25 protein-coding genes and 2 tRNA genes are annotated in these 20,894 nt (G+C 69.8%); 7 read left to right on the top strand and 20 right to left on the bottom strand.

What is annotated here, in order from left to right:
• The first annotated feature begins 95 nt into the window (after window positions 1–95).
• On the top strand, window positions 96–431 hold the full coding sequence (locus KXR53_RS12430) for a hypothetical protein (RefSeq protein WP_437375481.1): 336 nt from the start codon (window positions 96–98) through the stop codon (window positions 429–431).
• A gap of 31 nt (window positions 432–462) precedes the next feature.
• Here the strand turns inward: KXR53_RS12430 and KXR53_RS12425 are convergent.
• From KXR53_RS12425 to pgm, 10 genes are all read right to left on the bottom strand, one after another.
• Window positions 463–538 (bottom strand) — tRNA-Phe (locus tag KXR53_RS12425).
• A 56-nt stretch (window positions 539–594) separates the two neighbouring features.
• The gene (locus tag KXR53_RS12420) at window positions 595–792 is read right to left on the bottom strand and encodes a DNA gyrase inhibitor YacG (protein WP_437375480.1); all 198 of its coding nucleotides are present in this window, start codon (window positions 790–792) and stop codon (window positions 595–597) included.
• 48 nt (window positions 793–840) lie between these two features.
• The gene (locus KXR53_RS12415; protein WP_437375479.1) at window positions 841–1,923 is read right to left on the bottom strand and encodes a ribonuclease E/G; all 1,083 of its coding nucleotides are present in this window, start codon (window positions 1,921–1,923) and stop codon (window positions 841–843) included.
• The gene (locus tag KXR53_RS12410; protein ID WP_437375593.1) at window positions 1,920–2,492 is read right to left on the bottom strand and encodes a Maf family protein; all 573 of its coding nucleotides are present in this window, start codon (window positions 2,490–2,492) and stop codon (window positions 1,920–1,922) included. Before KXR53_RS12410 ends, KXR53_RS12415 begins: the two co-directional genes overlap by 4 nt.
• 32 nt (window positions 2,493–2,524) lie before the next feature.
• Complete coding sequence (infA, locus tag KXR53_RS12405) at window positions 2,525–2,743, bottom strand: translation initiation factor IF-1 (protein ID WP_026870679.1); 219 nt, start codon at window positions 2,741–2,743, stop codon at window positions 2,525–2,527.
• A gap of 120 nt (window positions 2,744–2,863) precedes the next feature.
• A complete protein-coding gene (locus KXR53_RS12400) occupies window positions 2,864–3,304 on the bottom strand; it encodes an arsenate reductase ArsC (protein WP_437375478.1) in 441 nt (146 codons plus the stop codon).
• Window positions 3,305–3,307: 3 nt separating this feature from the next.
• Window positions 3,308–3,799: a UPF0262 family protein gene (locus KXR53_RS12395; protein ID WP_437375477.1), complete on the bottom strand. Its 492-nt coding sequence runs from the start codon at window positions 3,797–3,799 to the stop codon at window positions 3,308–3,310.
• Window positions 3,796–5,094, bottom strand: a complete 1,299-nt coding sequence (gene hisD / locus KXR53_RS12390) for a histidinol dehydrogenase (protein WP_437375476.1) — start codon at window positions 5,092–5,094, stop codon at window positions 3,796–3,798. Before hisD ends, KXR53_RS12395 begins: the two co-directional genes overlap by 4 nt.
• Entirely contained in the window at window positions 5,078–5,746 is a 669-nt protein-coding gene (hisG, locus tag KXR53_RS12385; RefSeq protein ID WP_437375475.1) for an ATP phosphoribosyltransferase, read from the bottom strand. The genes hisD and hisG overlap by 17 nt, the downstream gene beginning before the upstream one ends.
• 260 nt (window positions 5,747–6,006) lie before the next feature.
• Window positions 6,007–7,659: a phosphoglucomutase (alpha-D-glucose-1,6-bisphosphate-dependent) gene (gene pgm, locus KXR53_RS12380; RefSeq protein WP_437375474.1), complete on the bottom strand. Its 1,653-nt coding sequence runs from the start codon at window positions 7,657–7,659 to the stop codon at window positions 6,007–6,009.
• A 135-nt stretch (window positions 7,660–7,794) separates the two neighbouring features.
• On the opposite strand from pgm, the gene KXR53_RS12375 reads away from it, so the two are divergent.
• From KXR53_RS12375 to KXR53_RS12360, 4 genes are all read left to right on the top strand, one after another.
• Entirely contained in the window at window positions 7,795–8,478 is a 684-nt protein-coding gene (locus tag KXR53_RS12375) for a TetR family transcriptional regulator (protein ID WP_437375473.1), read from the top strand.
• 119 nt (window positions 8,479–8,597) lie between these two features.
• Window positions 8,598–9,419: an ABC transporter permease gene (locus KXR53_RS12370; protein ID WP_437375472.1), complete on the top strand. Its 822-nt coding sequence runs from the start codon at window positions 8,598–8,600 to the stop codon at window positions 9,417–9,419.
• Window positions 9,420–9,454: 35 nt separating this feature from the next.
• Window positions 9,455–10,432, top strand: coding sequence for an ABC transporter substrate-binding protein (locus KXR53_RS12365; RefSeq protein ID WP_437375471.1), 978 nt, complete (start codon window positions 9,455–9,457; stop codon window positions 10,430–10,432).
• A 17-nt stretch (window positions 10,433–10,449) separates the two neighbouring features.
• Complete coding sequence (locus KXR53_RS12360; protein WP_437375470.1) at window positions 10,450–11,268, top strand: ABC transporter ATP-binding protein; 819 nt, start codon at window positions 10,450–10,452, stop codon at window positions 11,266–11,268.
• Window positions 11,269–11,280: 12 nt separating this feature from the next.
• Here the strand turns inward: KXR53_RS12360 and KXR53_RS12355 are convergent, their stop codons facing one another.
• From KXR53_RS12355 to KXR53_RS12315, 9 genes are all read right to left on the bottom strand, one after another.
• Complete coding sequence (locus tag KXR53_RS12355) at window positions 11,281–11,724, bottom strand: DUF2948 family protein (RefSeq protein WP_437375469.1); 444 nt, start codon at window positions 11,722–11,724, stop codon at window positions 11,281–11,283.
• A 1-nt stretch (window position 11,725) separates the two neighbouring features.
• On the bottom strand, window positions 11,726–13,009 hold the full coding sequence (murA, locus tag KXR53_RS12350; protein WP_437375468.1) for a UDP-N-acetylglucosamine 1-carboxyvinyltransferase: 1,284 nt from the start codon (window positions 13,007–13,009) through the stop codon (window positions 11,726–11,728).
• Window positions 13,010–13,042: 33 nt separating this feature from the next.
• Window positions 13,043–13,588, bottom strand: a complete 546-nt coding sequence (gene dcd, locus KXR53_RS12345; protein WP_437375467.1) for a dCTP deaminase — start codon at window positions 13,586–13,588, stop codon at window positions 13,043–13,045.
• A gap of 12 nt (window positions 13,589–13,600) precedes the next feature.
• Window positions 13,601–13,789, bottom strand: a complete 189-nt coding sequence (locus KXR53_RS12340) for a hypothetical protein (RefSeq protein WP_437375466.1) — start codon at window positions 13,787–13,789, stop codon at window positions 13,601–13,603.
• Between the two features lie 179 nt (window positions 13,790–13,968).
• Window positions 13,969–14,043 (bottom strand) — tRNA-Thr (locus KXR53_RS12335).
• Between the two features lie 117 nt (window positions 14,044–14,160).
• The gene (locus KXR53_RS12330; protein WP_437375465.1) at window positions 14,161–14,376 is read right to left on the bottom strand and encodes a hypothetical protein; all 216 of its coding nucleotides are present in this window, start codon (window positions 14,374–14,376) and stop codon (window positions 14,161–14,163) included.
• A 355-nt stretch (window positions 14,377–14,731) separates the two neighbouring features.
• A complete protein-coding gene (locus tag KXR53_RS12325) occupies window positions 14,732–16,315 on the bottom strand; it encodes a cisplatin damage response ATP-dependent DNA ligase (protein ID WP_437375464.1) in 1,584 nt (527 codons plus the stop codon).
• On the bottom strand, window positions 16,312–17,328 hold the full coding sequence (locus KXR53_RS12320) for a ligase-associated DNA damage response exonuclease (RefSeq protein WP_437375463.1): 1,017 nt from the start codon (window positions 17,326–17,328) through the stop codon (window positions 16,312–16,314). Before KXR53_RS12320 ends, KXR53_RS12325 begins: the two co-directional genes overlap by 4 nt.
• Before the next feature lie 45 nt (window positions 17,329–17,373).
• Window positions 17,374–17,799 carry a hypothetical protein gene (locus KXR53_RS12315; protein WP_437375462.1) on the bottom strand — a complete coding sequence of 142 codons (426 nt, stop codon included), beginning with the start codon at window positions 17,797–17,799 and terminating at the stop codon, window positions 17,374–17,376.
• Window positions 17,800–17,897: 98 nt separating this feature from the next.
• Here KXR53_RS12315 and KXR53_RS12310 point away from each other — a divergent pair, with 98 nt between their 5' ends.
• Window positions 17,898–18,824, top strand: a complete 927-nt coding sequence (locus tag KXR53_RS12310) for a PfkB family carbohydrate kinase (protein WP_437375461.1) — start codon at window positions 17,898–17,900, stop codon at window positions 18,822–18,824.
• Window positions 18,825–18,832: 8 nt separating this feature from the next.
• Window positions 18,833–19,747, top strand: a complete 915-nt coding sequence (locus KXR53_RS12305; protein ID WP_437375460.1) for a pseudouridine-5'-phosphate glycosidase — start codon at window positions 18,833–18,835, stop codon at window positions 19,745–19,747.
• 6 nt (window positions 19,748–19,753) lie between these two features.
• Here the strand turns inward: KXR53_RS12305 and KXR53_RS12300 are convergent, their stop codons facing one another.
• Window positions 19,754–20,827 carry a lipid A deacylase LpxR family protein gene (locus KXR53_RS12300; RefSeq protein WP_437375459.1) on the bottom strand — a complete coding sequence of 358 codons (1,074 nt, stop codon included), beginning with the start codon at window positions 20,825–20,827 and terminating at the stop codon, window positions 19,754–19,756.
• Window positions 20,828–20,894: the final 67 nt, after the last annotated feature.

Below are 20,894 nucleotides of genomic sequence, written 5' to 3'. Positions count from 1 at the left end.
TGCTGCAGGACAACGAAATGGATGCGGCTGTGCCGGGCTCCGGTTCGGTCTATCTTGATCCCTGTTGCCCGTCGATCGGCGGACGGGGGGTCCCAATGGCTCTGTGGGAGCGGCACCGGCGACACGCGCCGGCATGGGTGATCTGGGCGGCAGCGTGCCTCGGGCCTGCGGCGGCGTCGGCGCATGACAGCTGGATCAGCCGCGGCGGCTACGTCGAATACGGCACCACCAATCACTGCTGCGGCGAGAAGGACTGCACGACGTGGCCGCGTGCTGATATCGAGGAGAGCGACGACGGCTACCGGATCCGCTCGACCGGCGAATTCGTGCCACGCTTCAAGAGCCAGAGCAGCGAGGACGGCGACTACTGGATCTGCCGCAAATCGACCAATGCGATCCGCTGCTTCTTCGCACCCTCGCCGGGGGCGTAGGCACAGATCCGATCTACGGCAGAAGAGAGAATGGTGCCCAGGGACAGAATCGAACTGCCGACACGGGGATTTTCAGTCCCCTGCTCTACCAACTGAGCTACCTGGGCGCCGTTGGTCTCCGCGGTGCGGAGGCCGTGCTTATAGGAAACCGAACGCCGCCTGTCTAGCGCTGATCTTCATCCGGCTGCAATGTTTCCTCGGGCTCGTCCTCAGGTTTCGCCGGGATCGAGTAAGCCTCTGAAAACCAATGGCCGAGATCGATATCGGCGCAGCGGCGCGAGCAGAAGGGGCGGTATTGGTGCACCGTCGGCTTGCGGCAGATCGGGCAGCGCCCGCGGGTTTCGGTGGTGGTCGTGGTCATGGTCACCAGAATCGGATCAGAGGGGCGCGGCTTCAAGCCCATCCGGGCTCAGCCATGCACGACATCGGCCAGGGCCTGGCCGCGCCGCTCGCGCGCCAGCTCGGCCAGGCCGAGCGGCGACAGGGATTCGCCGAGCTGGACCCGAAGCGGGTCCTCGGCCAGCGCGGCGCGGAAGGCGTTCAGCAGCGCCGCCCGGTCGGCACCGCGGCGCATCGAGATGAAATCGACCACCACGGTGCCGCCGATATTGCGCAGGCGCAGCTGGCGGGCGATCTCCGCCGCCGCCTCGCGATTGGCGCGGAGATGGTCGGGGGCGCGGCCGCCATCGACGTCGATCACGGTCAGGGCGCGCGTCGCCTCGATGGTGATGCTGCCACCGGAGGGCAGCGGCACCGTCGGCGTCAGCAGTGTGTCCAGCGCGTCGCCCAGCGGCGCCGCGCCGGCGGCGATGCGGGGCGCCAGATCGGGCACCACCGCCGCGGCCCAGCGCTGCAGCGGCAGCAGAAGGGCGGCGCCGTCGACGATGATGCGGGCGGCGTCCGGGTGATCCAGGATCAGCCGGCGGGCGGCGCCCGGAGAGGGTTCCAGCAGCGCCGGTGCCCGGGTCGCCTCGGCGCGGTCGGCGATCGCCTCCCAGCGCCGTTCCAGCCGAGCCGCCTCGGCCAGCACCAGGTCGACCGCCATGCCGGCGGCCGCGGCGCGCACGATCCAGCCGCCGGTCAGGCGCTGCTGCCATTCCCGCTTCGCCGCGGGCCCGAGCCGATTCGACACGGCCACGCCGGCCGAGAAGGGCAGATGGATCAGGCCGGCACCGGGCAGCGCCACGTCGCGGGTCGCCTCCGCCCCCTTCTCCGCCCGCGGATCGGCGACGATCTGGACGATCACCGGCGCGCCGGCCCGCAGCGACTCGGCCTCCGGCCCGCGCAGCGGCAGAAAGGCGCTGCGGCCGGTGCCGATGTCGAGGAAGGCGGCGGCGGAGACGCGGTCGACCCGCTCCACCCGCGCCAGCATCACCGCGCCCGACAGGCTCGGCCGCGACAGGCGCTCGGCGGCGAGGTCGGTCAGGCGGCCGTCGATCACCACGCCGGCCAGCAGCAGGCCGCCCGTAGAGGTGATCTCGACCGCCTTCACCAGCGGTAGCCCGCGCCGCGCAAGAGCTGCGAGGTCTCGAACAGCGGCAGGCCGACGATGTTGGAATAGGAGCCTTCGATCGCCCGGATCAGCGCCGCCGCCCGCCCCTGGATGGCGTAGCCGCCGGCCTTGCCGCGGCCCTCGCCCGAGGCGACATAGGCGTCGATCTCGTCTGGCGTCAGCCGCTTGAAGACGACGATGCTCTCCACCAGCCGCAGCCGCGTGGTGCCGTCCGGCGCGATCAGGCAGAGGCCGCCATAGACCCGGTGCCGACGGCCGGACAGCAGCTCCAGGCACTGCCGCAGCTCGGCGTCGGTCTCCGCCTTGGGCAGGATGCGCCGGCCGCAGCCGACCACGGTGTCGGCCGCGAGGATGAAGACGCCGGGCGCCCTGGCCCGAACCGCCTCGGCCTTGGCCTGGGCCAGGCGCTTGGCGTGCGGGCCGGGCAGCTCGCGCTTCAGCGGGGTCTCGTCGAGATCGGCCGGCAGGACCCGGTCCGGCATGATGCCGATCTGGCGCAACAAATCGAGACGCCTCGGCGAGGCCGAGGCGAGAATCAACGAGTCGATCGCACCCGTCCGATCCGGACCGGGCACGGCTGTTACTTGAAGCGGAAGGTGATGCGACCCTTGGTCAGGTCGTACGGGGTCATCTCGACATTGACCCGGTCCCCCGCCAGCACCCGGATGCGGTTCTTCCGCATCTTGCCCGAGGTGTGCGCCAGGACCTCGTGGTCGTTGTCCAGCTTCACCCGGAACATCGCGTTCGGGAGCAGCTCGGTCACCGTGCCCGAGAACTCGATCAAATCTTCCTTGGCCATCCATGCTCGCCATGTTGGGAATCCGCCCAAGAAGTGGGCGACCGTCTTTGTCGGGTCAAGATGTTTGTGCGGCTCCGTGCCGCGGTCCGGCCATGTTTGAGCGACCGCAGCAGGCCGCTGTCACGCCCGTTCCTTCTCAAGGTCGCCGAAGCGCTCGCGGATGCGGGCCAGGAGCAGGTCGCGGACCTGACGGAACGCGGCCATCCGGGTCTCGCGGTTGCCTTCGATCGCGGTCGGGTCGAAGGTGTTCCAGAACTCCAGGTCGCAAGCCGTGGTGCGGGTCATCTCCACCGCCCGGTGCTGGGCCTCGGGCGACAGCGAGATCACCAGGTCGAAATTGTCGTCCTCGAGGTCGTCGAAGCTCTTCGGCCGGTGGCGGCTGAGATCGATGCCGATCTCCTGCATCACCGCCACCGTGAAGGGGTCGAGCTCGCCCGGCCGCACCCCGACGCTGTCGACGAAGATCCGCGACCCCGCCACATGCTTCAGGATCGCCTCGGCCATCGGCGAGCGGATCGCATTGTGGGTGCAGGTGAAGAGGACGCTGGTCGGCCCCGCCATCGGTCACCCGCGGATCTGCAGGACACAGAGCAGCGTGAACAGCCGCCGCGCCGTCGCGTGGTCCATGGCGATCCGGTCGGCCAGCCTTTCGCCGAGCAGCGTCGAGCCCTCGTCGTGCAGCCCGCGGCGGCCCATGTCGATCGCCTCGATCCGCGACGGCGGCGCCGTCTTGATCGCGGCGTAGTAGCTTTCGCAGACCAGGAAATAGTCCTTGATGATCCGGCGGAAGGGCTGGATCGGCAGCGCGATCCGCTCGATCTCCTCCCCCGAATCGACCGTGATCTCGAAGACCAGCCGGTTCTCCTCCATGCGCAGGCGCAGGCGGTAAGGTCCGGACGGGCCCTCGACCAGGCGGAAGCTGTTCTGCTCGATCAGGTCGTGGATCGCGACCCGGCGCTCATGCGCCACTTCCGGCGACCGGCGGACCGCCGCGCTTTCGTCGATCACCACCTCGACGAGGCGCCCCTCCTCCGCATCGCCGGCCGCGCGGTTCATCCGGCCGCCTTCAACCGCTGCGCGATCGAGAGAGCATGCGCCTCCAGCCCCTCGGCCCGGGCCAGGCGCACCGCCGCCGGTCCGATCCGGGCCAGCCCGGCCGCGCCGCAGCGCACCAGCGTGGTGCGCTTGACGAAGTCGAAGACGCTGAGGCCGCTGGCGAAGCGGGCGCTGCGCGCCGTCGGCAGCACATGGTTCGGCCCGGCGACATAGTCGCCCACCGCCTCCGGCGCGTGGCGGCCGAGGAAGATCGCCCCGGCGTGGCGGACGCGGTTGGCCAGACGGTCAGGATCGGCGATCGCGAGCTCGAGATGCTCGGGCGCCAGCCGGTCGACCAGCGGCGCCGCATCATCGAGCGATCCGACCACGATCACGCCACCCTGGTCGCGCCAGCTGGCCCCCGCGATCTCCGCCTTGGGCAGCCGCGTCAGCACGCGGTCGACCGCCGCGGTCACGGCATCGGCGAAAGCGGCGTCATCGGTGATCAGCACCGACTGGGCGTGGGTGTCGTGCTCGGCCTGGGACAGGAGGTCGACCGCGATCCATTCCGGGTCGTTGCCGGCATCGGCCACCACCAGGATCTCGGACGGGCCGGCGATCATGTCGATGCCGACGGCGCCGAAGACCTGGCGCTTGGCCTCGGCGACATAGGCGTTGCCAGGCCCGGTGATCTTGTCGACCGGGCGGATGCTCTCCGTGCCGTAGGCCAGGGCCGCCACTGCCTGGGCGCCGCCGACGCGCCAGATCTCGGTCACCCCGGCCCGCTCCGCCGCGGCCAGGACCAGCGGGTTCAGCACACCGTCCGGCGCCGGCACCGCCATGGCGATGCGCCCGACCCCCGCCACCTTGGCCGGGATCGCGTTCATCAGCACCGAGCTCGGATAATTGGCGAGGCCGCCGGGCACGTAGATGCCGACCGCGTCGATCGCGGTCCAGCGGGCGCCGAGGCCGATTCCGTCCTCGTCGACATAGGACAGGGCCGGCAGCTCGGTCCGTGCATGGAACGCCTCGATCCGCTGCGCGGCCAGGTCCAGGGCCTCCAGGGTCTCCGCATCGACCTGGGCCCGGGCCGCGGCGATCTCCTCGGCGCTGATGCGCAGGGTCTCGGGCGTCAGCCGCACCCGGTCGAAGCGTTCGGTGAAGTCGATCAGCGCCGCATCGCCGCGCGCCCGGGTCTCGGCCACGATGGCGGCGACGGCGCCGGCGACATCGGCATGGGCCCCGCGGCGGGCGGAGACGAAGGCGTCGAAGGCCTCGGCGAAGCCGAGCGAGCGGGCATCAAAGCGCAGCGGCATGGACGGCATTCCGGAAACGGTCGATCCAGCCGGCGATCTCCTCCGGCCGGGTCTTGAAGGCGGCGCGGTTGACGATCAGCCGCGAGGTGATGTCGGCGATGTGCTCTATCTCGCGCAGCCCGTTCGCCTCCAGCGTCTTGCCGGAGGAGACGAGGTCGACGATGCGGCGGCACAGGCCGAGCGAGGGCGCCAGCTCCATCGCGCCGTTCAGCTTGATGCATTCCGCCTGCACCCCGCGGGCGGCGAAGTGGCGGCGGGTCACCGCCGGGTATTTGGTGGCGACGCGGATATGGCTCCAGCGCCGCGGGTCGTCGGTCTCGGCCAGGTCCACCGGCTCGGCCACCGCCAGGCGGCAGGCGCCGATGCCGAGGTCGAGCGGGGCGTAGAGCTCGGGATAGTCGAACTCCATCAGCACGTCGTTCCCGGCGACGCCGATCTGCGCCGCGCCGAAGGCGACGAAGGTGGCGACGTCGAAGGAGCGCACGCGGATCAGCCGGATATGCGGATGGTTGGTGGCGAAGGACAGGCCGCGATGGCGCGGGTCGTCGAAGGCCGGCTCCGGCTCCAGCCCGGCCTGCGCCATCAGCGGGCGCAGCTCGTCCAGGATGCGGCCCTTGGGCAGGGCGATGGTCAAAGGATCGGGTACGGTCATGGGCCGGCTTCCGCGGGAATGGCCGGCACCATAGCCGAAAGCGGCGCCGCGAGACCAGAAGAGGCCGCGACTCGCCCATGCGCGAAGATCAGCCTTTGAGATCGACTCCCGTCCCCTGCCCCGTCATGGCGAGGCGCGCAGCGCCGTGGCCATCCAGGGGCCGGTGCGAGCGGCCCTGGATGGCCACGCCCCTTCGGGGCTCGCCATGACGGTTAAGATTTCGGGCGGCCAGTATCGAATCCCGGAAGCACCGGCAGCCGCTATCCCTGCCCCGCCGCCGCGAAGGCGCGGCCGATCAAGGCCTTGGCATCCTCCTGGATCTGCCGCAGGTGATCCTCGCTGCGGAAGCTCTCGGCGTAGATCTTGTAGACCTCCTCGGTGCCGGAGGGCCGGGCCGCGAACCAGCCATTGGCGGTCGCCACCTTGATGCCGCCGAAGGGCTGGCCGTTGCCGGGCGCCTTGGTCAGGGTCTGCGTCACCGGGTCGCCGCCGAGCTGGCTTGCCCCGAGCTCTTCCGGCGTCAGGGTCTTGAACACGCGCTTCTGCTCGCTGCTCGCCGGCGCGTCGGTGCGGGCGTACCAGGCGGTGCCCAGCTCCTGCGTCAGGCCGGCATAGAGCTCGCTGGGGTCGCGGCCGGTGACGGCGGTGATCTCCGCCGCCAGCAGGCCGAGGATGATGCCGTCCTTGTCGGTGGTCCACACCGTGCCGTCCATGCGCAGGAAGGAGGCGCCGGCGCTCTCCTCTCCGCCGAAACCGACTGAGCCGTCGCTCAGTCCGTCGACGAACCACTTGAAGCCGACCGGAACCTCCAGCAGGCGCCGGCCGAGCTTGGCCGCGACGCGGTCGATCATGCTGCTGCTGACCAGCGTCTTGCCGATGGCGCTGTCCCGGCGCCAGCCCTTCCGATGCTCGAACAGATAGGCGATCGACGCCGCCAGGAAGTGGTTCGGGTTCATGAGGCCGGCGGTGCGGGTGACGATGCCGTGCCGGTCGGCGTCGGTGTCGTTGGCGAAGGCCACGTCGAACTTGTCCCGCAGCCCCAGCAGCCGGGTCATGGCGTAGGGCGAGGAGCAGTCCATGCGGATCTTGCCGTCCCAGTCCGCCGTCATGAAGCGGAAGGTCGGGTCGACGATGTCGCTGACCACGGTCGCGGCGATGCCGGTGCGGTCGATCAGCGGCGCCCAGTAGCGCACGGCGGCGCCGCCGAGCGGGTCGATGCCGATCTTGACGCCCGCGGACCGGATCGCCTCGAGGTCGATCACGGTGCCGAGATCGCCGACATAGCCGTCGACATAATCGTGGCGATGCGTGGTCGCCGCCTTCAGGGCGCGCGGATACGGCACCCGCTGGATACCATCCAGCGCCTTCTCGATCAGCTCGTTGGCCGTGCGCTCGATCCAGCCCGTCACCTCGGTGTCGGCCGGTCCCCCGTTCGGCGGGTTATACTTGAAGCCGCCATCCTCCGGCGGGTTGTGCGATGGCGTGACCACGATGCCGTCGGCGAGGCCCGAGCTGCGGCTGCGGTTGTAGGTCAGGATCGCGTGCGAGATGACCGGGGTCGGGGTGTAGCCGCCGTCCCGGTCGATCATGGTCTCGACGCCGTTCGCCGCCAGCACCTCCAGGGCGCTGGCCAGCGCCGGCTCGGACAGCGCATGGCTGTCGATGCCGATGAACAGCGGCCCGTCGATGCCGGCGCGCTTACGGTAAAGGCAGATCGCCTGGGTGATGGCGAGGATATGGACCTCGTTGAAGCTGCCGGCGAAGGCCGAGCCGCGATGGCCGGAGGTGCCGAAGGCGACGCGCTGGGCGGGGTTGGCCGGATCGGGCCTGGTCGTGAAATAGGCCGTGACCAGCCGGGGCAGGTTCACGAGATCGGACGGATCGACGGGCTTCCCTGCGATCGGACTCACCATCTGCACCCTCCCCAGGCTGACGTCGGATCGACCGGCAAGTTGCGCCAGCCGGCAGCTCCTGTCGAGAACGCGGCCGCCGGATCGATGTTCCTGCTACCTCGATTTTGCTTTCGTCCGCCCGGCGGCTGGAGGCAAATGGATGAGAGCAGCAGGGGCGAGGCCTTGGACGGGATCGAGAGCGCCGAGGGCAGGACGCGGGTGCGCTGGCAGCGCGACCCGGAAGGCATGCGCCAGCGCATCCTGGATGCGGCGCTGGCGGAGTTCACCCGGCACGGCTACGGCGGCGCGCGGATCGACCGCATCGCCGCGGCCGCCGGCGCCAACAAGCGCATGCTCTACTACCATGTCGGCAACAAGGAGACGCTGTACCTGGCGGTGCTGGAAGCGACCTATGCCCGCATCCGCAGCGCCGAGCGGGCGCTGAATCTGGAGAGCCTGGCGCCGGACGCTGCGATCGCCCGGCTGGTGGAGTTCACCTGGAGCTATTTCCTGGAGAACCCCGAATTCATCATCATGCTGAACCAGGAGAATCTGTACCAGGCGCGGCACTTGCGGAAATCGCCCAATGTCCGCCCCCTGCACTCGCCCTTCGTCGAGATGATCGGCGAGGTGCTGGACCGCGGCGTCGCCGCCGGCGTGTTCCGGGCCGGGATCGACCCGGTGCAGCTCTACATCTCGATCGCCGGCCTCGCCTATTTCTACGTCTCGAACCGCTGGACGCTTGGCGTCATCTTCGATCGCGACCTGTTCGAGGCGAAGGCCCGGCGCGAGCGCCTCGCCCACATGACCGACCTGGTGCTGTCCGCGCTGCGGCCTTGACGGACGGCAGATCCGAGCCACGCTTCGGCTCTTGACCGAACGATCGCTGCACAGCAGGATTTTAACCAACGAGTTAATTTCTGTCGGGCCGTTCAGAAGCCCGAGACCGGGAGACGCCGATGGGATCGCAAAGCGCCCGTGACCGCGCCCCAAGCCGCGCGTTCAACCTGCTGCAGGCAGGCTGGGTCAGGCCCGTCATCCTGCTGCTGATCATCATCGTGCTGTGGGACCTGGCGATCCGGATCTTCCGCCTGCCGCCCTATCAGGTGCCGGCGCCCTGGGACGTGATCGTCACCCTCTGGCGCGACGGGCCGGAGTTGCTGTCGCAATCGGTGCCGACCACTGTGGCGACGGTGCTGGGCTTCCTGCTGTCGGCAGTCATCGGCATCCCGATGGCGATGCTGATCGCCGGGTCGCGCACGGTCGAGGCCTATCTCTACCCGCTGCTGGTGTTCTCGCAGTCGATCCCGAAGGTGGCGGTCGCGCCGCTCTTTGTCGTCTGGTTCGGCTTCGGGCTCGAGCCCAAGGTGATCTCGGCCTTCCTGCTGGGCTTCTTCCCGGTGGTGGTGTCGGCGGTGCAGGGCTTCAAGTCGCTGGATCCCGACACGCTCGACCTGGCCCGGGCGATGGCTGCCAGCCGCTGGCAGATCTTCCGCATGGTCGGGCTGCCGCAGGCGATGCCGGCGATCTTCTCCGGCCTCAAGGTCTCGGTCACGCTGGCGGTGGTCGGGGCCGTGGTCGGCGAGTTCGTCGGCGCCAATTCCGGCATCGGCTTCGTGCTGCAGCGCTCGATCGGCAATTTCGAGCTGCCGACCATGTTCGCGGCGCTGGTGATCCTGGCGCTGCTCGGTGTGGTGCTGTTCTGGCTGATCGACCTGATCGAGCGCCTGGTCATCCCGTGGCACGCCAGCCGGCGGCGCGAACTGATCGTCGCCGCCTGAGGCGGCGCAACCAAACACAAAGGGGAGGAAAAACGATGGTCCGGAGCCTGCTGATTGCCCTCGGCATCCTGCTCGCGGCCGGCTCGGCCCAGGCGGCCGACAAGGTCGTGCTGATGCTGAACTGGTATGTCTATGGCGAGCACACGCCGTTCTTTTACGGCAAGGCCAAGGGATTCTACGCCGACCAGGGCATCGACCTGGAGATCCAGGAGGGCCGCGGCTCGGCCATGACCGCCCAGGCGGTCGCCGCCGGCACCGTCGGCTTCGGCTATTTCGACGTGCCGACGATGATCAAGGCCGCGGCCAAGGGCGCGCCCCTGGTCTCGGTCGGGGTCCTGCTGCAGAAGAGCCCGATGTCGGTGATGGGCTTCGCCGAGAAGAACATCCGCAAGCCCGAGGACATCAAGGGCAAGACCGTGGCCACCACGCCCGGCGATTCGCTGTCGCAGATCTGGCCCTTCTTCCTGCAGAAGACCGGGCTGACGGAGAGCGACTTCCGCACCGTCTCCGGCGACGCCCAGACCAAGCTGAATGCCGTGATCAACGGCCAGGCCGACCTCCTGCTGGGCTATTCCATGGACCAGAGCATGAAGATCAAGGACGCCACCGGGAAAGACGTCTACCCCATCATGTTCGCCGATTACGGGGTCAACATGGTGTCCTCCGGCATCGTCGTGCAGAAGGAGCTGCTGACTGAGAATCCCGACCTGATCCGCCGCTTCATGGCGGCGACGACGCAGGCGATCGAGGCGGCCGAGAAGGCCCCGGCCGAGGCCACCGCCGCGGTGCTGGCGGCGCTGCCCAAGGCCGGCAAGCCGGAGACGCTGCAGGAGGGCTTCGAGCGCACCGTCCCGCTGTACCGGACCGAGGAGACAAAGGGCCAGCGGCCGTTCCGCGTCACCGACGCGAACATGGCCGAAACCGTGAAGCTGCTGATCCAGTACGGCGGGGTCGACGCGTCCGCCGCGGCCGATCCGAAGACCTTCTACACCAACGAATTCCTGCCGAAGTGAGCAAGGGGCGGCGCGTGATGAGCAGGCCGAGGCTGCATCTGGTCGCGACGGCGGAGGCGGCGCCTCGGCCCGCCGTCATCGCCGTCGAAGGCGTGTCCAAGACCTATCGCACCCGCGACGGCGAGGTGCCGTCGCTGGCGCCGCTCGATTTCACCATCGGCGAGGGCGAGTTCCTGGTGCTGGTCGGCCCGTCCGGCTGCGGCAAGTCCACCCTGCTGCGGATGATCGCCGGGCTGCTGCCGCCCAGCACCGGCCGGATCCGCCTCGGCGGGCGCGAGGTCGACCGGCCGCATGGCGACGCCGGCATCGTGTTCCAGAACCCGCTGCTGCTGCCGTGGCGCAGCGTGCTGGCCAATGTGATGATGCCGGTCGAGGTCAAGCGCCTGCCCCGCGCCCCGCATCTGGACCGCGCGCACCAGCTCCTGCGCATGGTCGGGCTGGGGGGATTCGCCGACAAGCTGCCCTGGCAGCTCTCGGGCGGCATGCAGCAACGGGTGTCGCTGTGCCGGGCCCTGGTGACCGATCCGGCGATCGTGCTGATGGACGAACCCTTCGGCGCGCTCGACGCCATGACGCGGGAGCGGATGAATGTCGAGCTGCAGCGGATCCAGCGCGAAACGCGCAAGACCATCCTGCTGATCACCCATTCGATCCCGGAGGCGGTGTTCCTGGCCGACCGGGTGCTGGTGATGACCGAGAGGCCGGGGTCGATCGCGGCGATCTACGACGTGCCGCTGCCCAAGCCGCGCTCGCTCGATGTCATGGGCGATCCGCAATTCGTGGAGCTGACCCAGCGCATCCGCGGCCATTTCCGCGCCCAGGGCGGGCTGGACTGACCGATCGTTCGGTTAATCGTCGGGGTGCCGCGGCCGCTGCGGGGTCGGCCAGGGTTCGCCGCGATCCTCCAGGAGGACGTCGACGCCCTCGCCGACCAGGCGCAGGGTGACATCATCGGCGAAGCTGAGGAGGATGCCGCCCTCCTCCGCGATGATCGCCAGCAGGTCCAGCATCCGCGCCCGGTCATGGAGGTCGAGATTCCGGCTCTGGACCGAATCGATACCCTGGAAGCGCACCCCGCACAGGGTCCGATGCCAGAACTCCTGCCCTTCGATGAGCTGCGCCGGCCGCTCCCAGCAGAAGCGGTTCACCGCCATGACGAAGCAGCGCTCGGGGCGCAGGAAGGTCATGTCGTGCACCGGCACGATCGCGTCCTGCAGCGCCGCGGAGAGGACGGCGAGGTCCTCCGCGTCACGGGCGCGCAGGCGCAGGCGGACGGGCGCGTCGGACGGCATCTCAGTCGCTCTTGAGCCGGGCGACGTCGGCGCCGCAGGCGGCCAGCTTCTCTTCCAGCCGCTCATAGCCGCGGTCCAGATGGTAGACCCGGTTCAGCACCGTCTCTCCCTGGGCCACGAGGCCGGCGATGACCAGCGACACGCTGGCGCGCAGGTCGGTCGCCATCACCGGGGCGCCGGTCAGCTTCGGCACGCCGCGCACCAGCGCCGAGGCGCCGTGGATGGTGACGTTGGCCCCCATCCGCATCAGCTCGGGCACATGCATGAAGCGATTCTCGAAGATCGTCTCGGTGATCATCGAGGCCCCCTTGGCCACGGTCATCAATCCCATCATTTGGGCCTGAAGATCCGTCGGGAAACCCGGATAGGGCTCGGTCATCACGTCGACGCCGATCAGGTCGCCGCTGCGGCGGACCTTGAAGCCGTCCACCGTCGGCTCGAACTCGACCCCGGCGCCGCGCAGCGCGTCGGCCGCCGCCTCGATCAGGTGCAGGCTGGTGCCGACCAGCTCGACCTCGCCGCCGGTGGCGGCCGTGGCCATGACATAGGTGCCGGTCTCGATCCGGTCGGCGACGATGCGGTGCGTCGCCCGGCCCAGCCGGTCGCGGCCCTGGATCCGGATGGTGTCGGTCCCGGCCCCCTCGACCGCGGCGCCCATGGCGTTGAGGCAGGTGGCGAGGTCGATGATCTCCGGCTCGCGCGCGGCGTTGACCAGAACCGTCTCGCCGCGGGCCAGGGCCGCCGCCATCATCAGGTTCTCGGTGGCGCCGACCGACACTTTCGGGAACACGATGCGGGTGCCCTGCAGGCCGTTCGGGGCGCGGGCGTTGATATAGCCCTCGCTGACCTCGATCTCGGCGCCGAGCTGCTCCAGCCCCATGATGTGCAGGTCGACCGGCCGGGTGCCGATGGCGCAGCCGCCGGGCAGCGACACCTTGGCATGACCCTCGCGCGCCACCAGCGGGCCCAGCACCAGCACGCTGGCGCGCATCTTCCGCACCAGGTCGTAGGGGGCGGTGGTGCTGCGGATGCGCCGGGCCGTCAGCTCCATCACCCGGCCCTGGGCCCCGTCGGAATCCGCGCCGTTCAGCGAGATCTCGACGCCGTGCTGGGCCAGGAGGGTCGCGAGGGTGGAGATGTCGACCAGATGCGGCAGGTTGGTCAGGGTCAGGGGCTCGTCCGACAGCAGCGCCGCCGCCATCAGCGGCAGGGCCGCGTTCTTCGCCCCGCTGATCGGAAGCCGGCCCCGCAGGGGCCGCCCGCCCCGGATACGAATCTTGTCCATGATGGCTCCCCCGGACCCTGGAATGAGGTGACGCTAAAGCTTCGGCAGGGTGACGCCGCGCTGGCCCATATACTTGCCGGCCCGGTCGGCATAGGACACCTCGCAGGGCTGGTCGCCCTTGAGGAACAGGAACTGGCAGGCGCCCTCATTGGCGTAGATCTTGGCCGGCAGCGGCGTGGTGTTGGAGAATTCCAGCGTCACATGCCCCTCCCATTCCGGCTCCAGCGGCGTGACGTTGACGATGATGCCGCAGCGGGCATAGGTCGACTTGCCGAGGCAGATCACCAGCACGTCGCGCGGGATGCGGAAATATTCGACCGTGCGGGCCAAGGCGAAGCTGTTGGGCGGGATGATGCAGACCGGGCCCTTGCGCTCGACAAAGCTCTTCGGATCGAAGTTCTTGGGGTCGACCAGCGCGCTGTCGACATTGGTGAACACCAGGAACTCGTCGGACACGCGGGCGTCGTAGCCGTAGCTCGACAGGCCGTAGGAGATCGTGCCTTCGCGCTTCTGCTGCTCGACGAAGGGGTCGATCATTTTGTCCGCCAGCGCCCGCTCGCGGATCCAGATGTCGGACATGATCGCCACGGTCTAACCCCTCGCCTGATCCTCGTCGCGGCCGGGCTCCCGGCCCTCCGCGCGCACCTTCTCCTCGACCGCCGCCCGCCCCCGGCTCTGCGCCTTGCGCCGCGCCAGATTGGCGCGCAACGCTGCCGCCTCGCGCTCCTGGCGCGACGCGGATGCGGGCTTGGCGGTCGGGGGACGACGCTGATCGGTCATTTCGGCTTTGGTATGGCCGATGCGACGCCGTTACGCAACCGGAGCAGAACGGGGGCGGCGCGGAACGGCGGATGATGTGGGCTTCGAACGGACGCGGCTGCGATCATCCAAGCAGCCGCGCGGCCGCCGCGGATGCATCCGGGTGATCATGACTCATGATGTCGACTGACGCCCGTCGCTGGTGCTGCCGGTGAGGATTGAACTCACGACCTCTCCCTTACCAAGGGAGTGCTCTACCACTGAGCTACGGCAGCCCCGCCTTCGAGGCGGCGCGGAACCTGCCATAGCGTCGGGGGTGGTGCAAGCGCTTTTCGAGCTTGGCTTCGATCCGGGCCAGAGAATGAGGATTCGCCTGGGGTTCCGCCCTCAACTCACCCTGCCATGCCGACGGCCGGCCGCAGGGGGGGCAGCGTACGGCCGAGATCGCGCGCGGCGCGCTCGGCGTCCGGTACGGAGCGGAAATCCTGTCCCTCGAGGTGCTGGAACCGGGAATCGGATGCATAGAAGCGGAAGCCGCGCTTCTGGGCGACGACAATGCCGACCGCCTCGCCCGCGACCTCGATCGTGAACGCTTCGGAACGAACCATGGATGGACCTCTGTGACAGCGGCGCCGGACAGGACGGGGCGAACGGGGAACGCGACGTTTGTACCGTCAGTTCCGCCAGCGCCCGGCCGAATGGTCGGAGGTCAGGAGGGTCGGTCTGAGTTCGATCGCCAACATGTCATCCTTCCGTGTCCTGCCGCGTCCTTCGAAGAAAGCGCACGGCTCCTCGCCCTCTCCGGGGCGCGACTCGTCTGCTGGCATCAAGTGCTCGGCGGCCTTGATCGGGGACCGCTCTTGCCGCCGACCCTCGCTCACCCGGCCTTGACTGTCAACGCCTAATACGCGCTAGCGGTGAATAAAATTTCTTGTCAAATGAAATTCATATTAAACCGAAGTATTACTCCACGATCATTCGTTCAAGAGTCTCCAGCCGATCGGCTTCCGCGGCCGGCTTGTCCCAGCGGATGCGGTGGATCCGGGGGAATCGCATCGCGACCCCCGATTTGTGGCGGGTGGAGCGGTGGACGCTGTCGAAGGCGACCTCCAGTACCAGTCGGGGCTCGACCTCGCGCACCGGGCCGAAGCGCTTGACCGTGTGGTTGCGCACCCAGCGGTCGAGCTGCATCAGTTCCTCGTCGGTGAAGCCGAAATAGGCCTTGCCCACCGGCACCAGCCGGTCGCCCTCCGGCTCGCCGCGCCAGCAGCCGAAGGTGTAGTCGGAATAAAAGGAGGACCGCTTGCCGTGGCCGCGCTGGGCATACATCAGCACGGTGTCGAGGGTCAGGGCGCCGCGCTTCCACTTGAACCAGGGCCCCTTCGGCCGGCCGGCGACATAGTCGCTGTCGCCGCGCTTCAGCATCAGCCCCTCGATCGCCTGGGCCCGGGCGCCGTCGCGCAGCGCCGCCAGCTCGTCCCAGCTCTCGAACGGAACCATCGGCGACAGGTCCATGCGCGGCGGCCGCTCCCGCGCTATCCAGGATTCGAGGCGGACGCGGCGGGCGTCGAAGGGCAGCGGCCGCAGATCCTCCTCGCCCTCGAACAGGATATCGTAGAGCCGCACCCAGGCCGGGTACTCCTCCATCATCCGGGCGGTGATCACCTTCCGATTCAGCCGCTGCTGCAGGTCGTTGAACGGCGCCACCGCACCGTCCCGCGCCACCAGCAGCTCGCCGTCGAGCACGGCGTGGAAGCGGATGGTGTCGGCCAGGTCCGGGAAGGCGCCGGTGACGTCGTCGCCGCTGCGCGAATAGATCCGCGGCGGCCGGTCGCCGCGGCCGACCACCTGCACCCGGATGCCGTCCCATTTCCATTCCGCGCGATAGGCGGCGGGGTCCAGCCCGGCGACGTCCTCGGCCTCCAGCGGATGCGCCAGCATCAGCGGCCGGAAGGTGATGCGGTCGCCGAGCTGTGGCTTCGGCCCCTGCCCCGACAGCCAGATGAACAGCTCCTCATAGGGCGGCTCCAGCGCGTGCCACAGCTCCTCGATCTCGTCGACCGGCTGACCGCCCCATTCCGCCAACGCCACTTTGGTCAGCCGCGCCGAGACGCCGATGCGGAGATTGCCGGTGATCAGCTTCAAGAGGGCAAAGCGCTCCGACGCCCCCATCGAATCGAGCCAGCGCTCGACCAGCAGCGGCGCCGCGGCGCGCGAGGTGGCGCGCAGCTCCTCCACCACCTCCGTGATGGTCGGCTCGCGGTTGGCGCCGGGCTTCGGCGGCCAGATCAGCGCCACGGTCTCGGCCAGGTCGCCGACGAAGTCGTAGGACCAGCCGAACAGCGCCTCGTCGACCCGTTCGATCGCCAGGTTGCGGATGGTCGAGGCCTTGGCGGCGGCGAAGGTCAGGGTGCCGGTCAGTGCCGCCAGCGCCCAGCCGCGGTCGGGATCCGGCGTGTGCTCGAAATAATCGGTCAGCAGCCGGATCTTGCCGTTGCGCGAGGGCATGTAGACCAGCCCCTCGATCAGCGCGGCGAAGGGCTTCATGCGCTGTCGTCCTCCTCGAAGCCGATCAGCGCCAGCGCCCGGGCGGCGCGGCCGGATTTCCGGACCTGATGGATCAGCGCCTCCTCGCGGCCATGCGTCACCCAGACCTCGCCGGCCTCGACCTCCTCCATGGTGGCGCAGAGCTCGTCCCAATCGGCATGGTCGGAGATGACGAGCGGCAGCTCGACCCCGCCCTGCCTGGCGCGCTGGCGCACCCGCATCCAGCCGGAGGCGGCGGCCACCACCGGGTCCGGCAGGCGGCGCGACCAGCGATCAGCGCCGGCGGAGGGCGGCGCCAGCACGATCTGCCCGGCCAGCTCGGCCCTGGAGGCGACGGTGGCCGGCAGCAGCGGCCCGAGCGGCACGCCGAGCGATTCGTACAGCTCGCACAGCGCCTGCAGCGCACCATGGATGTAGATCGGCCGGTCCCAGCCGGCCTGACGCAGCAGGCGGATCACCCGTTGGCATTTGCCGAGGGCATAGACGCCGACCAGATGCGCCCGTTCCGGGAACAGGGCGATGGAGTGCAGCAGCTTGCCGACCTCCTCCCCGTCCGGCGGGTGGCGGAACACCGGCAGGCCGAAGGTCGCCTCGGTGACGAAGACGTCGCAGACCACCGGCTGGAAGCTGCGGCAGGTCGGGTCCGGCCGGCGCTTGTAGTCGCCGGACAGCACCACCCGGCTGCCGGCATGCTCCAGCACGATCTGGGCCGAGCCCAGCACGTGGCCTGCCGGCACGAAGGTGACGTCGACCTCGCCGATCCGCATGGTTTCGCCCAGCACCGCCGGCTGCAGCACCCGGCCTGCATCCGCGCCGTAGCGGGCGCGCATGATCGCCAGCGTCTCCGGCGTCGCCAGCACCGCGCCGTTGTGCGGCCGGGCATGGTCGGAATGGCCGTGCGTGACCAGCGCCCGTTCGACCGGCCGGACCGGGTCGACATGGAAGCCGCCGGGCACCACCAGCAGGCCCTCGGGCTGGACTCGGATCCACTGGTCGGGGCGCAGGGTCGGCATGGCCTCAAGGATATGGGACGGATCGAGGCGGCGCCAAACGCGGAGCTAGTTCAGCGACGCCACCGGAATCGGCTTGCATTTCATGTCCTCGCCCTCGGCCCGCTTGGCCAGCCAGACGCCGGCGAACTGGTCGGCGAAGTACCATTTGCCGCTGAACTCGGACCCGCCGTCGCGGAAGGCGAAGGTCACGGTACCGATTCCGAACTTGTCGCTCCAGGTGAAGCGATAGAGACCGCCGCCCAGGGATTCGCCATCGCTGAGCTGGCCGTCATAGGGCCCGGCGGTGGAGTCGACCACGTGATAGCAGCCGCCGCGCCGCTCCGGCATGAAGGTCAGGAGCGAGGGGGACAGCACGCCGCCCGACGTGACCTGCCCGCGATAGGTGCCCGACGGCACGGGCTCATCCTCGGCCAAGGCGGGGCAGGCCAGGGCGAACAGCAGCAGCACGATCAGGGTGGCGACGCGTCGCATGGCCGGGATGCTGCCGGTTGCGGCCGCGCTAGGCAACCCCGGATCTTGCGTTTCGCCGGAGGCGGACGCAGGGTGCGGCCCGATCAACGAGAGACCGCATGACCCTGCCCGTCTGGTGCTTCGGCGCCGCCCATATCGACCGCCAGGCCCGCGCCCACCGCGCCGTGCGCCTGGGCACCTCGAACCCGGTGACGATCCGCACCAGCCTGGGCGGCGTCGCCCGCAATGTCGCCGAGACCTTGGCCCGGCTGGGGCTGCCGGTCGGTCTGGTCAGCCGCATGGGTCACGATCCTTCGGCCGAGCGGATCCTGGCGGAGATGGCGCGGCTCGGCCTCGACCTGTCCCAGGTCACGCGGTCGGAGACCAGCGGCACGGCCAGCTACACCGCGGTGCTGGAGCCGGGCGGCGAGATGGCAGTCGCGATCGCCGATATGGGCATCTATGACGAGATCGGGCCGGAGATTCTGGCCCCGGCCCTGGCGGCGGCGCAGCCGGCCGCGGCCTGGTTCGTCGACGCCAACCTGCCGGCCGAGGGGTTGGCCGCGATCCTGTCCCATCCGGGCCGGCCTGCGCTGGTGGCGGTCGACGCCGTGTCCTCGCCGAAATCCGAGAAGCTGCGCGGCCTGCTCGGCCGCATCGACCTGCTCTGCCTCAACCGCGACGAGGCCGAGGCGATCACCGGCCAGCCGGTCATCGATGAGGCGACGGCCTGGGCGGCGCTGCGCCGGCTGCGTGCCGAGGGCGTCGGCCGGGTCGTGCTGAACCGCGGCGGCGCCGGCGCCCTGATCGCCGACGCGGCGGGAGAGGCCGTGGTCGCCGCTTGCCTGGCCGAGGTGGTCGACGTCACCGGCGCCGGCGATGCCGCCGCAGCCGGCACCCTCTACGGCCTGGTCACGGGCCTCTCTCTGGCCGATGCAGCCGGGCTCGGCCGCGCCGCCGCGGCCCTGGCGCTGGAGGCGCCGACCGCCGTCCCCGAAACCCTGACTGCCGACGCGCTGCGCCGGCGCGCCCTGATCTCCGCGTGAGGACCATGATGAACCGCTTCCTTGCCATCGCCCCCGAGGTCTCCGCCGCCCTGGCCGCCGGACGCCCGGTGGTGGCGCTGGAGAGCACGATCATCTCGCACGGCATGCCCTATCCGCAGAATCTGGAGATGGCGCGGCGGGTGGAGGCGATCATCCGCGAGGAAGGCGCGGTGCCGGCGACGATCGCAGTGGCCGACGGCCGCATCCATGTCGGCCTCGACGACGTTCTGCTGCGGCGGCTGACGACGGCGAAGGACGTGGCCAAGCTGTCGCGCCGCGACATGGGCGCGATCCTGGCCTCGGACGGGCTCGGCGCCACCACGGTGGCGGCGACCATGATCGGTGCCCATCTGGCCGGCATCCGGGTGTTCGCCACCGGCGGCATCGGCGGCGTGCATCGCGGCGCCGAGACCAGCTTCGACATCTCCGCCGACCTCGAGGAGCTGGCGCGCACCCCGGTCGCGGTGGTCTGCGCCGGCGCCAAGTCGATCCTCGACCTGCCGAAGACGCTGGAATATCTGGAGACCCGCGGCGTGCCGGTGATCGGCTACGGCACCGACACCCTGCCCGCCTTCTTCTGCCGGTCGAGCGGCCTGCCGCTGGCGCTGCGCCGCGACACGCCGGAAGAGGTGGCGGCCGTGCTCGCGGCCCAGGCGGCGCTGGGCCTCCCGGCCGGGGCGGTGATCGCCAACCCGATCCCGGAGGCGCGCGCCCTGCCCGAGGCGGAGATCGACGCCGCCATCGCCGGCGCCTTGGCCGATGCCGAGCGCGAGGGCATCGCCGGCAAGGCGGTCACGCCCTATCTGCTGGCCCGGATCGTCGCCTTGACCGAAGGCCGCAGCCTGACCGCCAACATTGCGCTGGTGGAACACAACGCCCGCGTCGCGGCGCGGATCGCGAAGGCCTGGGCCGCGATCGGCTGATCGGCGTCAGAACCGCCAGGACAGGGTGAAGGCCCCGTACTGGGTGAACTGGTTCTTCTGCTCCTCGAACTCCCGCGTCCGGTAGACATGGGTGTAGGCGATCCGGATGTCGTCGATCTGGATCGCGAGGCCGAGCTGCAGGTCGCCGACCAGCGGGTTCTTGGTGACGTGCGGGCTGTCCTCGAAGGTGTTGCCGTCGAGGAAGATGTTGCGGGCCACGGCCCGCCCCTCGACGCTGGCGAAGAGATACCAGCTGAAGCCGCTGGTCGGGATGAAGAAGTCCGATCCCGGCACGCTCGGCCGGATCCGCGGCGGCCCGTAATCGGCCGGCAGGTCGAAGCCGAGCCGCGCCGTGGCGCCGACCGAGGCCTGGGTCAGCACGTTGCCGAGGCTGGCACCGACATAGGGCGAGACGTCGAAGCCGATGCCGAGCGGCGCGGCGACATAGGCGCTGCGCCAGGTGCGCTCGTAGCTCAGGATCACGCCCGGCTCGTTGTGCAGCTGGTGCTTCCAGCCGCGCGCCTTCTGCGAGTCGATGATGCTGTGCACCGTGTTCTGCACCTGCTCGCCGAGGGCATAGGGACCGACGACGCCGATCTGCAGCTCCAGCCGGTCCAGCCGGTCGCCCGAATCCGCCAGGACCGCGGCGCTGCCGTAGAGCCAGGCGGCGTAGGGCCGGTCGTTCGGGTCGGGCTCGCTCCGCGAAATGTCCTTCGGCGTGTACAGGCTCTGGCCGAAGGAGAGGGTCGACCGGATCGGCGCGGCATCGGGGAACAGCGGAAAGGCGCGCGCCGCGTTGGCCAGCCAGTCCGGCGTCCAGGTCTCCGAGCTCGTGAAGGCGAAGCGGAAGCCGTTGGTATAGCCACGGTCGGTGTTGGCGAAGACGTCGTTTTCCAGGCTGAAGCCGATGAAGGCCCCCGGATCCTCCTGCAGCGGGCGCGGCGCCTGCGGCGTCGAGGTCACGATCGCGGGCCGCCTCGGTTCGGCCGGAGCCTCCTGCGCCTGCCCTCCGGCCGGGAGCAGAACGATACCGAGCGCGGCCGAAGCCGAACACCACCAGACGCTGGTGCGCAGACCCATGCTGTCCCCTTCTCTCTCGATCCCGCCGCGCTTCGGCGGGCGTCCTGGCAAACGGAACGACACGACG

This window comes from Inquilinus limosus (genome assembly GCF_051487185.1).
In the GTDB taxonomy this organism is placed as follows: domain Bacteria; phylum Pseudomonadota; class Alphaproteobacteria; order DSM-16000; family Inquilinaceae; genus Inquilinus; species Inquilinus limosus_F.
Note: the sequence above shows the minus strand (reverse complement) of the source record. Positions and strands in the feature narration are given on the sequence as shown.

What these genes read in the sequence shown, in the direction of transcription:
- KXR53_RS12305 (WP_437375460.1), top strand. Translation starts at nt 18,833, where the DNA reads ATGAACCGCTTCCTTGCCATCGCCCCCGAGGTCTCCGCCGCCCTGGCC.
- KXR53_RS12310 (WP_437375461.1), top strand. Translation starts at nt 17,898, where the DNA reads ATGACCCTGCCCGTCTGGTGCTTCGGCGCCGCCCATATCGACCGCCAG.
- infA (WP_026870679.1), bottom strand. Translation starts at nt 2,743, where the DNA reads ATGGCCAAGGAAGATTTGATCGAGTTCTCGGGCACGGTGACCGAGCTG.
- KXR53_RS12325 (WP_437375464.1), bottom strand. Translation starts at nt 16,315, where the DNA reads ATGAAGCCCTTCGCCGCGCTGATCGAGGGGCTGGTCTACATGCCCTCG.
- KXR53_RS12420 (WP_437375480.1), bottom strand. Translation starts at nt 792, where the DNA reads ATGACCACGACCACCACCGAAACCCGCGGGCGCTGCCCGATCTGCCGC.
- KXR53_RS12395 (WP_437375477.1), bottom strand. Translation starts at nt 3,799, where the DNA reads ATGAACCGCGCGGCCGGCGATGCGGAGGAGGGGCGCCTCGTCGAGGTG.
- KXR53_RS12355 (WP_437375469.1), bottom strand. Translation starts at nt 11,724, where the DNA reads ATGCCGTCCGACGCGCCCGTCCGCCTGCGCCTGCGCGCCCGTGACGCG.
- KXR53_RS12430 (WP_437375481.1), top strand. Translation starts at nt 96, where the DNA reads ATGGCTCTGTGGGAGCGGCACCGGCGACACGCGCCGGCATGGGTGATC.
- KXR53_RS12300 (WP_437375459.1), bottom strand. Translation starts at nt 20,827, where the DNA reads ATGGGTCTGCGCACCAGCGTCTGGTGGTGTTCGGCTTCGGCCGCGCTC.
- KXR53_RS12370 (WP_437375472.1), top strand. Translation starts at nt 8,598, where the DNA reads ATGGGATCGCAAAGCGCCCGTGACCGCGCCCCAAGCCGCGCGTTCAAC.
- hisD (WP_437375476.1), bottom strand. Translation starts at nt 5,094, where the DNA reads ATGCCGCTGCGCTTTGATGCCCGCTCGCTCGGCTTCGCCGAGGCCTTC.
- KXR53_RS12375 (WP_437375473.1), top strand. Translation starts at nt 7,795, where the DNA reads ATGGATGAGAGCAGCAGGGGCGAGGCCTTGGACGGGATCGAGAGCGCC.
- hisG (WP_437375475.1), bottom strand. Translation starts at nt 5,746, where the DNA reads ATGACCGTACCCGATCCTTTGACCATCGCCCTGCCCAAGGGCCGCATC.
- KXR53_RS12365 (WP_437375471.1), top strand. Translation starts at nt 9,455, where the DNA reads ATGGTCCGGAGCCTGCTGATTGCCCTCGGCATCCTGCTCGCGGCCGGC.
- dcd (WP_437375467.1), bottom strand. Translation starts at nt 13,588, where the DNA reads ATGTCCGACATCTGGATCCGCGAGCGGGCGCTGGCGGACAAAATGATC.
- KXR53_RS12315 (WP_437375462.1), bottom strand. Translation starts at nt 17,799, where the DNA reads ATGCGACGCGTCGCCACCCTGATCGTGCTGCTGCTGTTCGCCCTGGCC.
- KXR53_RS12320 (WP_437375463.1), bottom strand. Translation starts at nt 17,328, where the DNA reads ATGCCGACCCTGCGCCCCGACCAGTGGATCCGAGTCCAGCCCGAGGGC.
- murA (WP_437375468.1), bottom strand. Translation starts at nt 13,009, where the DNA reads ATGGACAAGATTCGTATCCGGGGCGGGCGGCCCCTGCGGGGCCGGCTT.
- KXR53_RS12400 (WP_437375478.1), bottom strand. Translation starts at nt 3,304, where the DNA reads ATGGCGGGGCCGACCAGCGTCCTCTTCACCTGCACCCACAATGCGATC.
- KXR53_RS12360 (WP_437375470.1), top strand. Translation starts at nt 10,450, where the DNA reads ATGAGCAGGCCGAGGCTGCATCTGGTCGCGACGGCGGAGGCGGCGCCT.
- KXR53_RS12330 (WP_437375465.1), bottom strand. Translation starts at nt 14,376, where the DNA reads ATGGTTCGTTCCGAAGCGTTCACGATCGAGGTCGCGGGCGAGGCGGTC.
- KXR53_RS12340 (WP_437375466.1), bottom strand. Translation starts at nt 13,789, where the DNA reads ATGACCGATCAGCGTCGTCCCCCGACCGCCAAGCCCGCATCCGCGTCG.
- pgm (WP_437375474.1), bottom strand. Translation starts at nt 7,659, where the DNA reads ATGGTGAGTCCGATCGCAGGGAAGCCCGTCGATCCGTCCGATCTCGTG.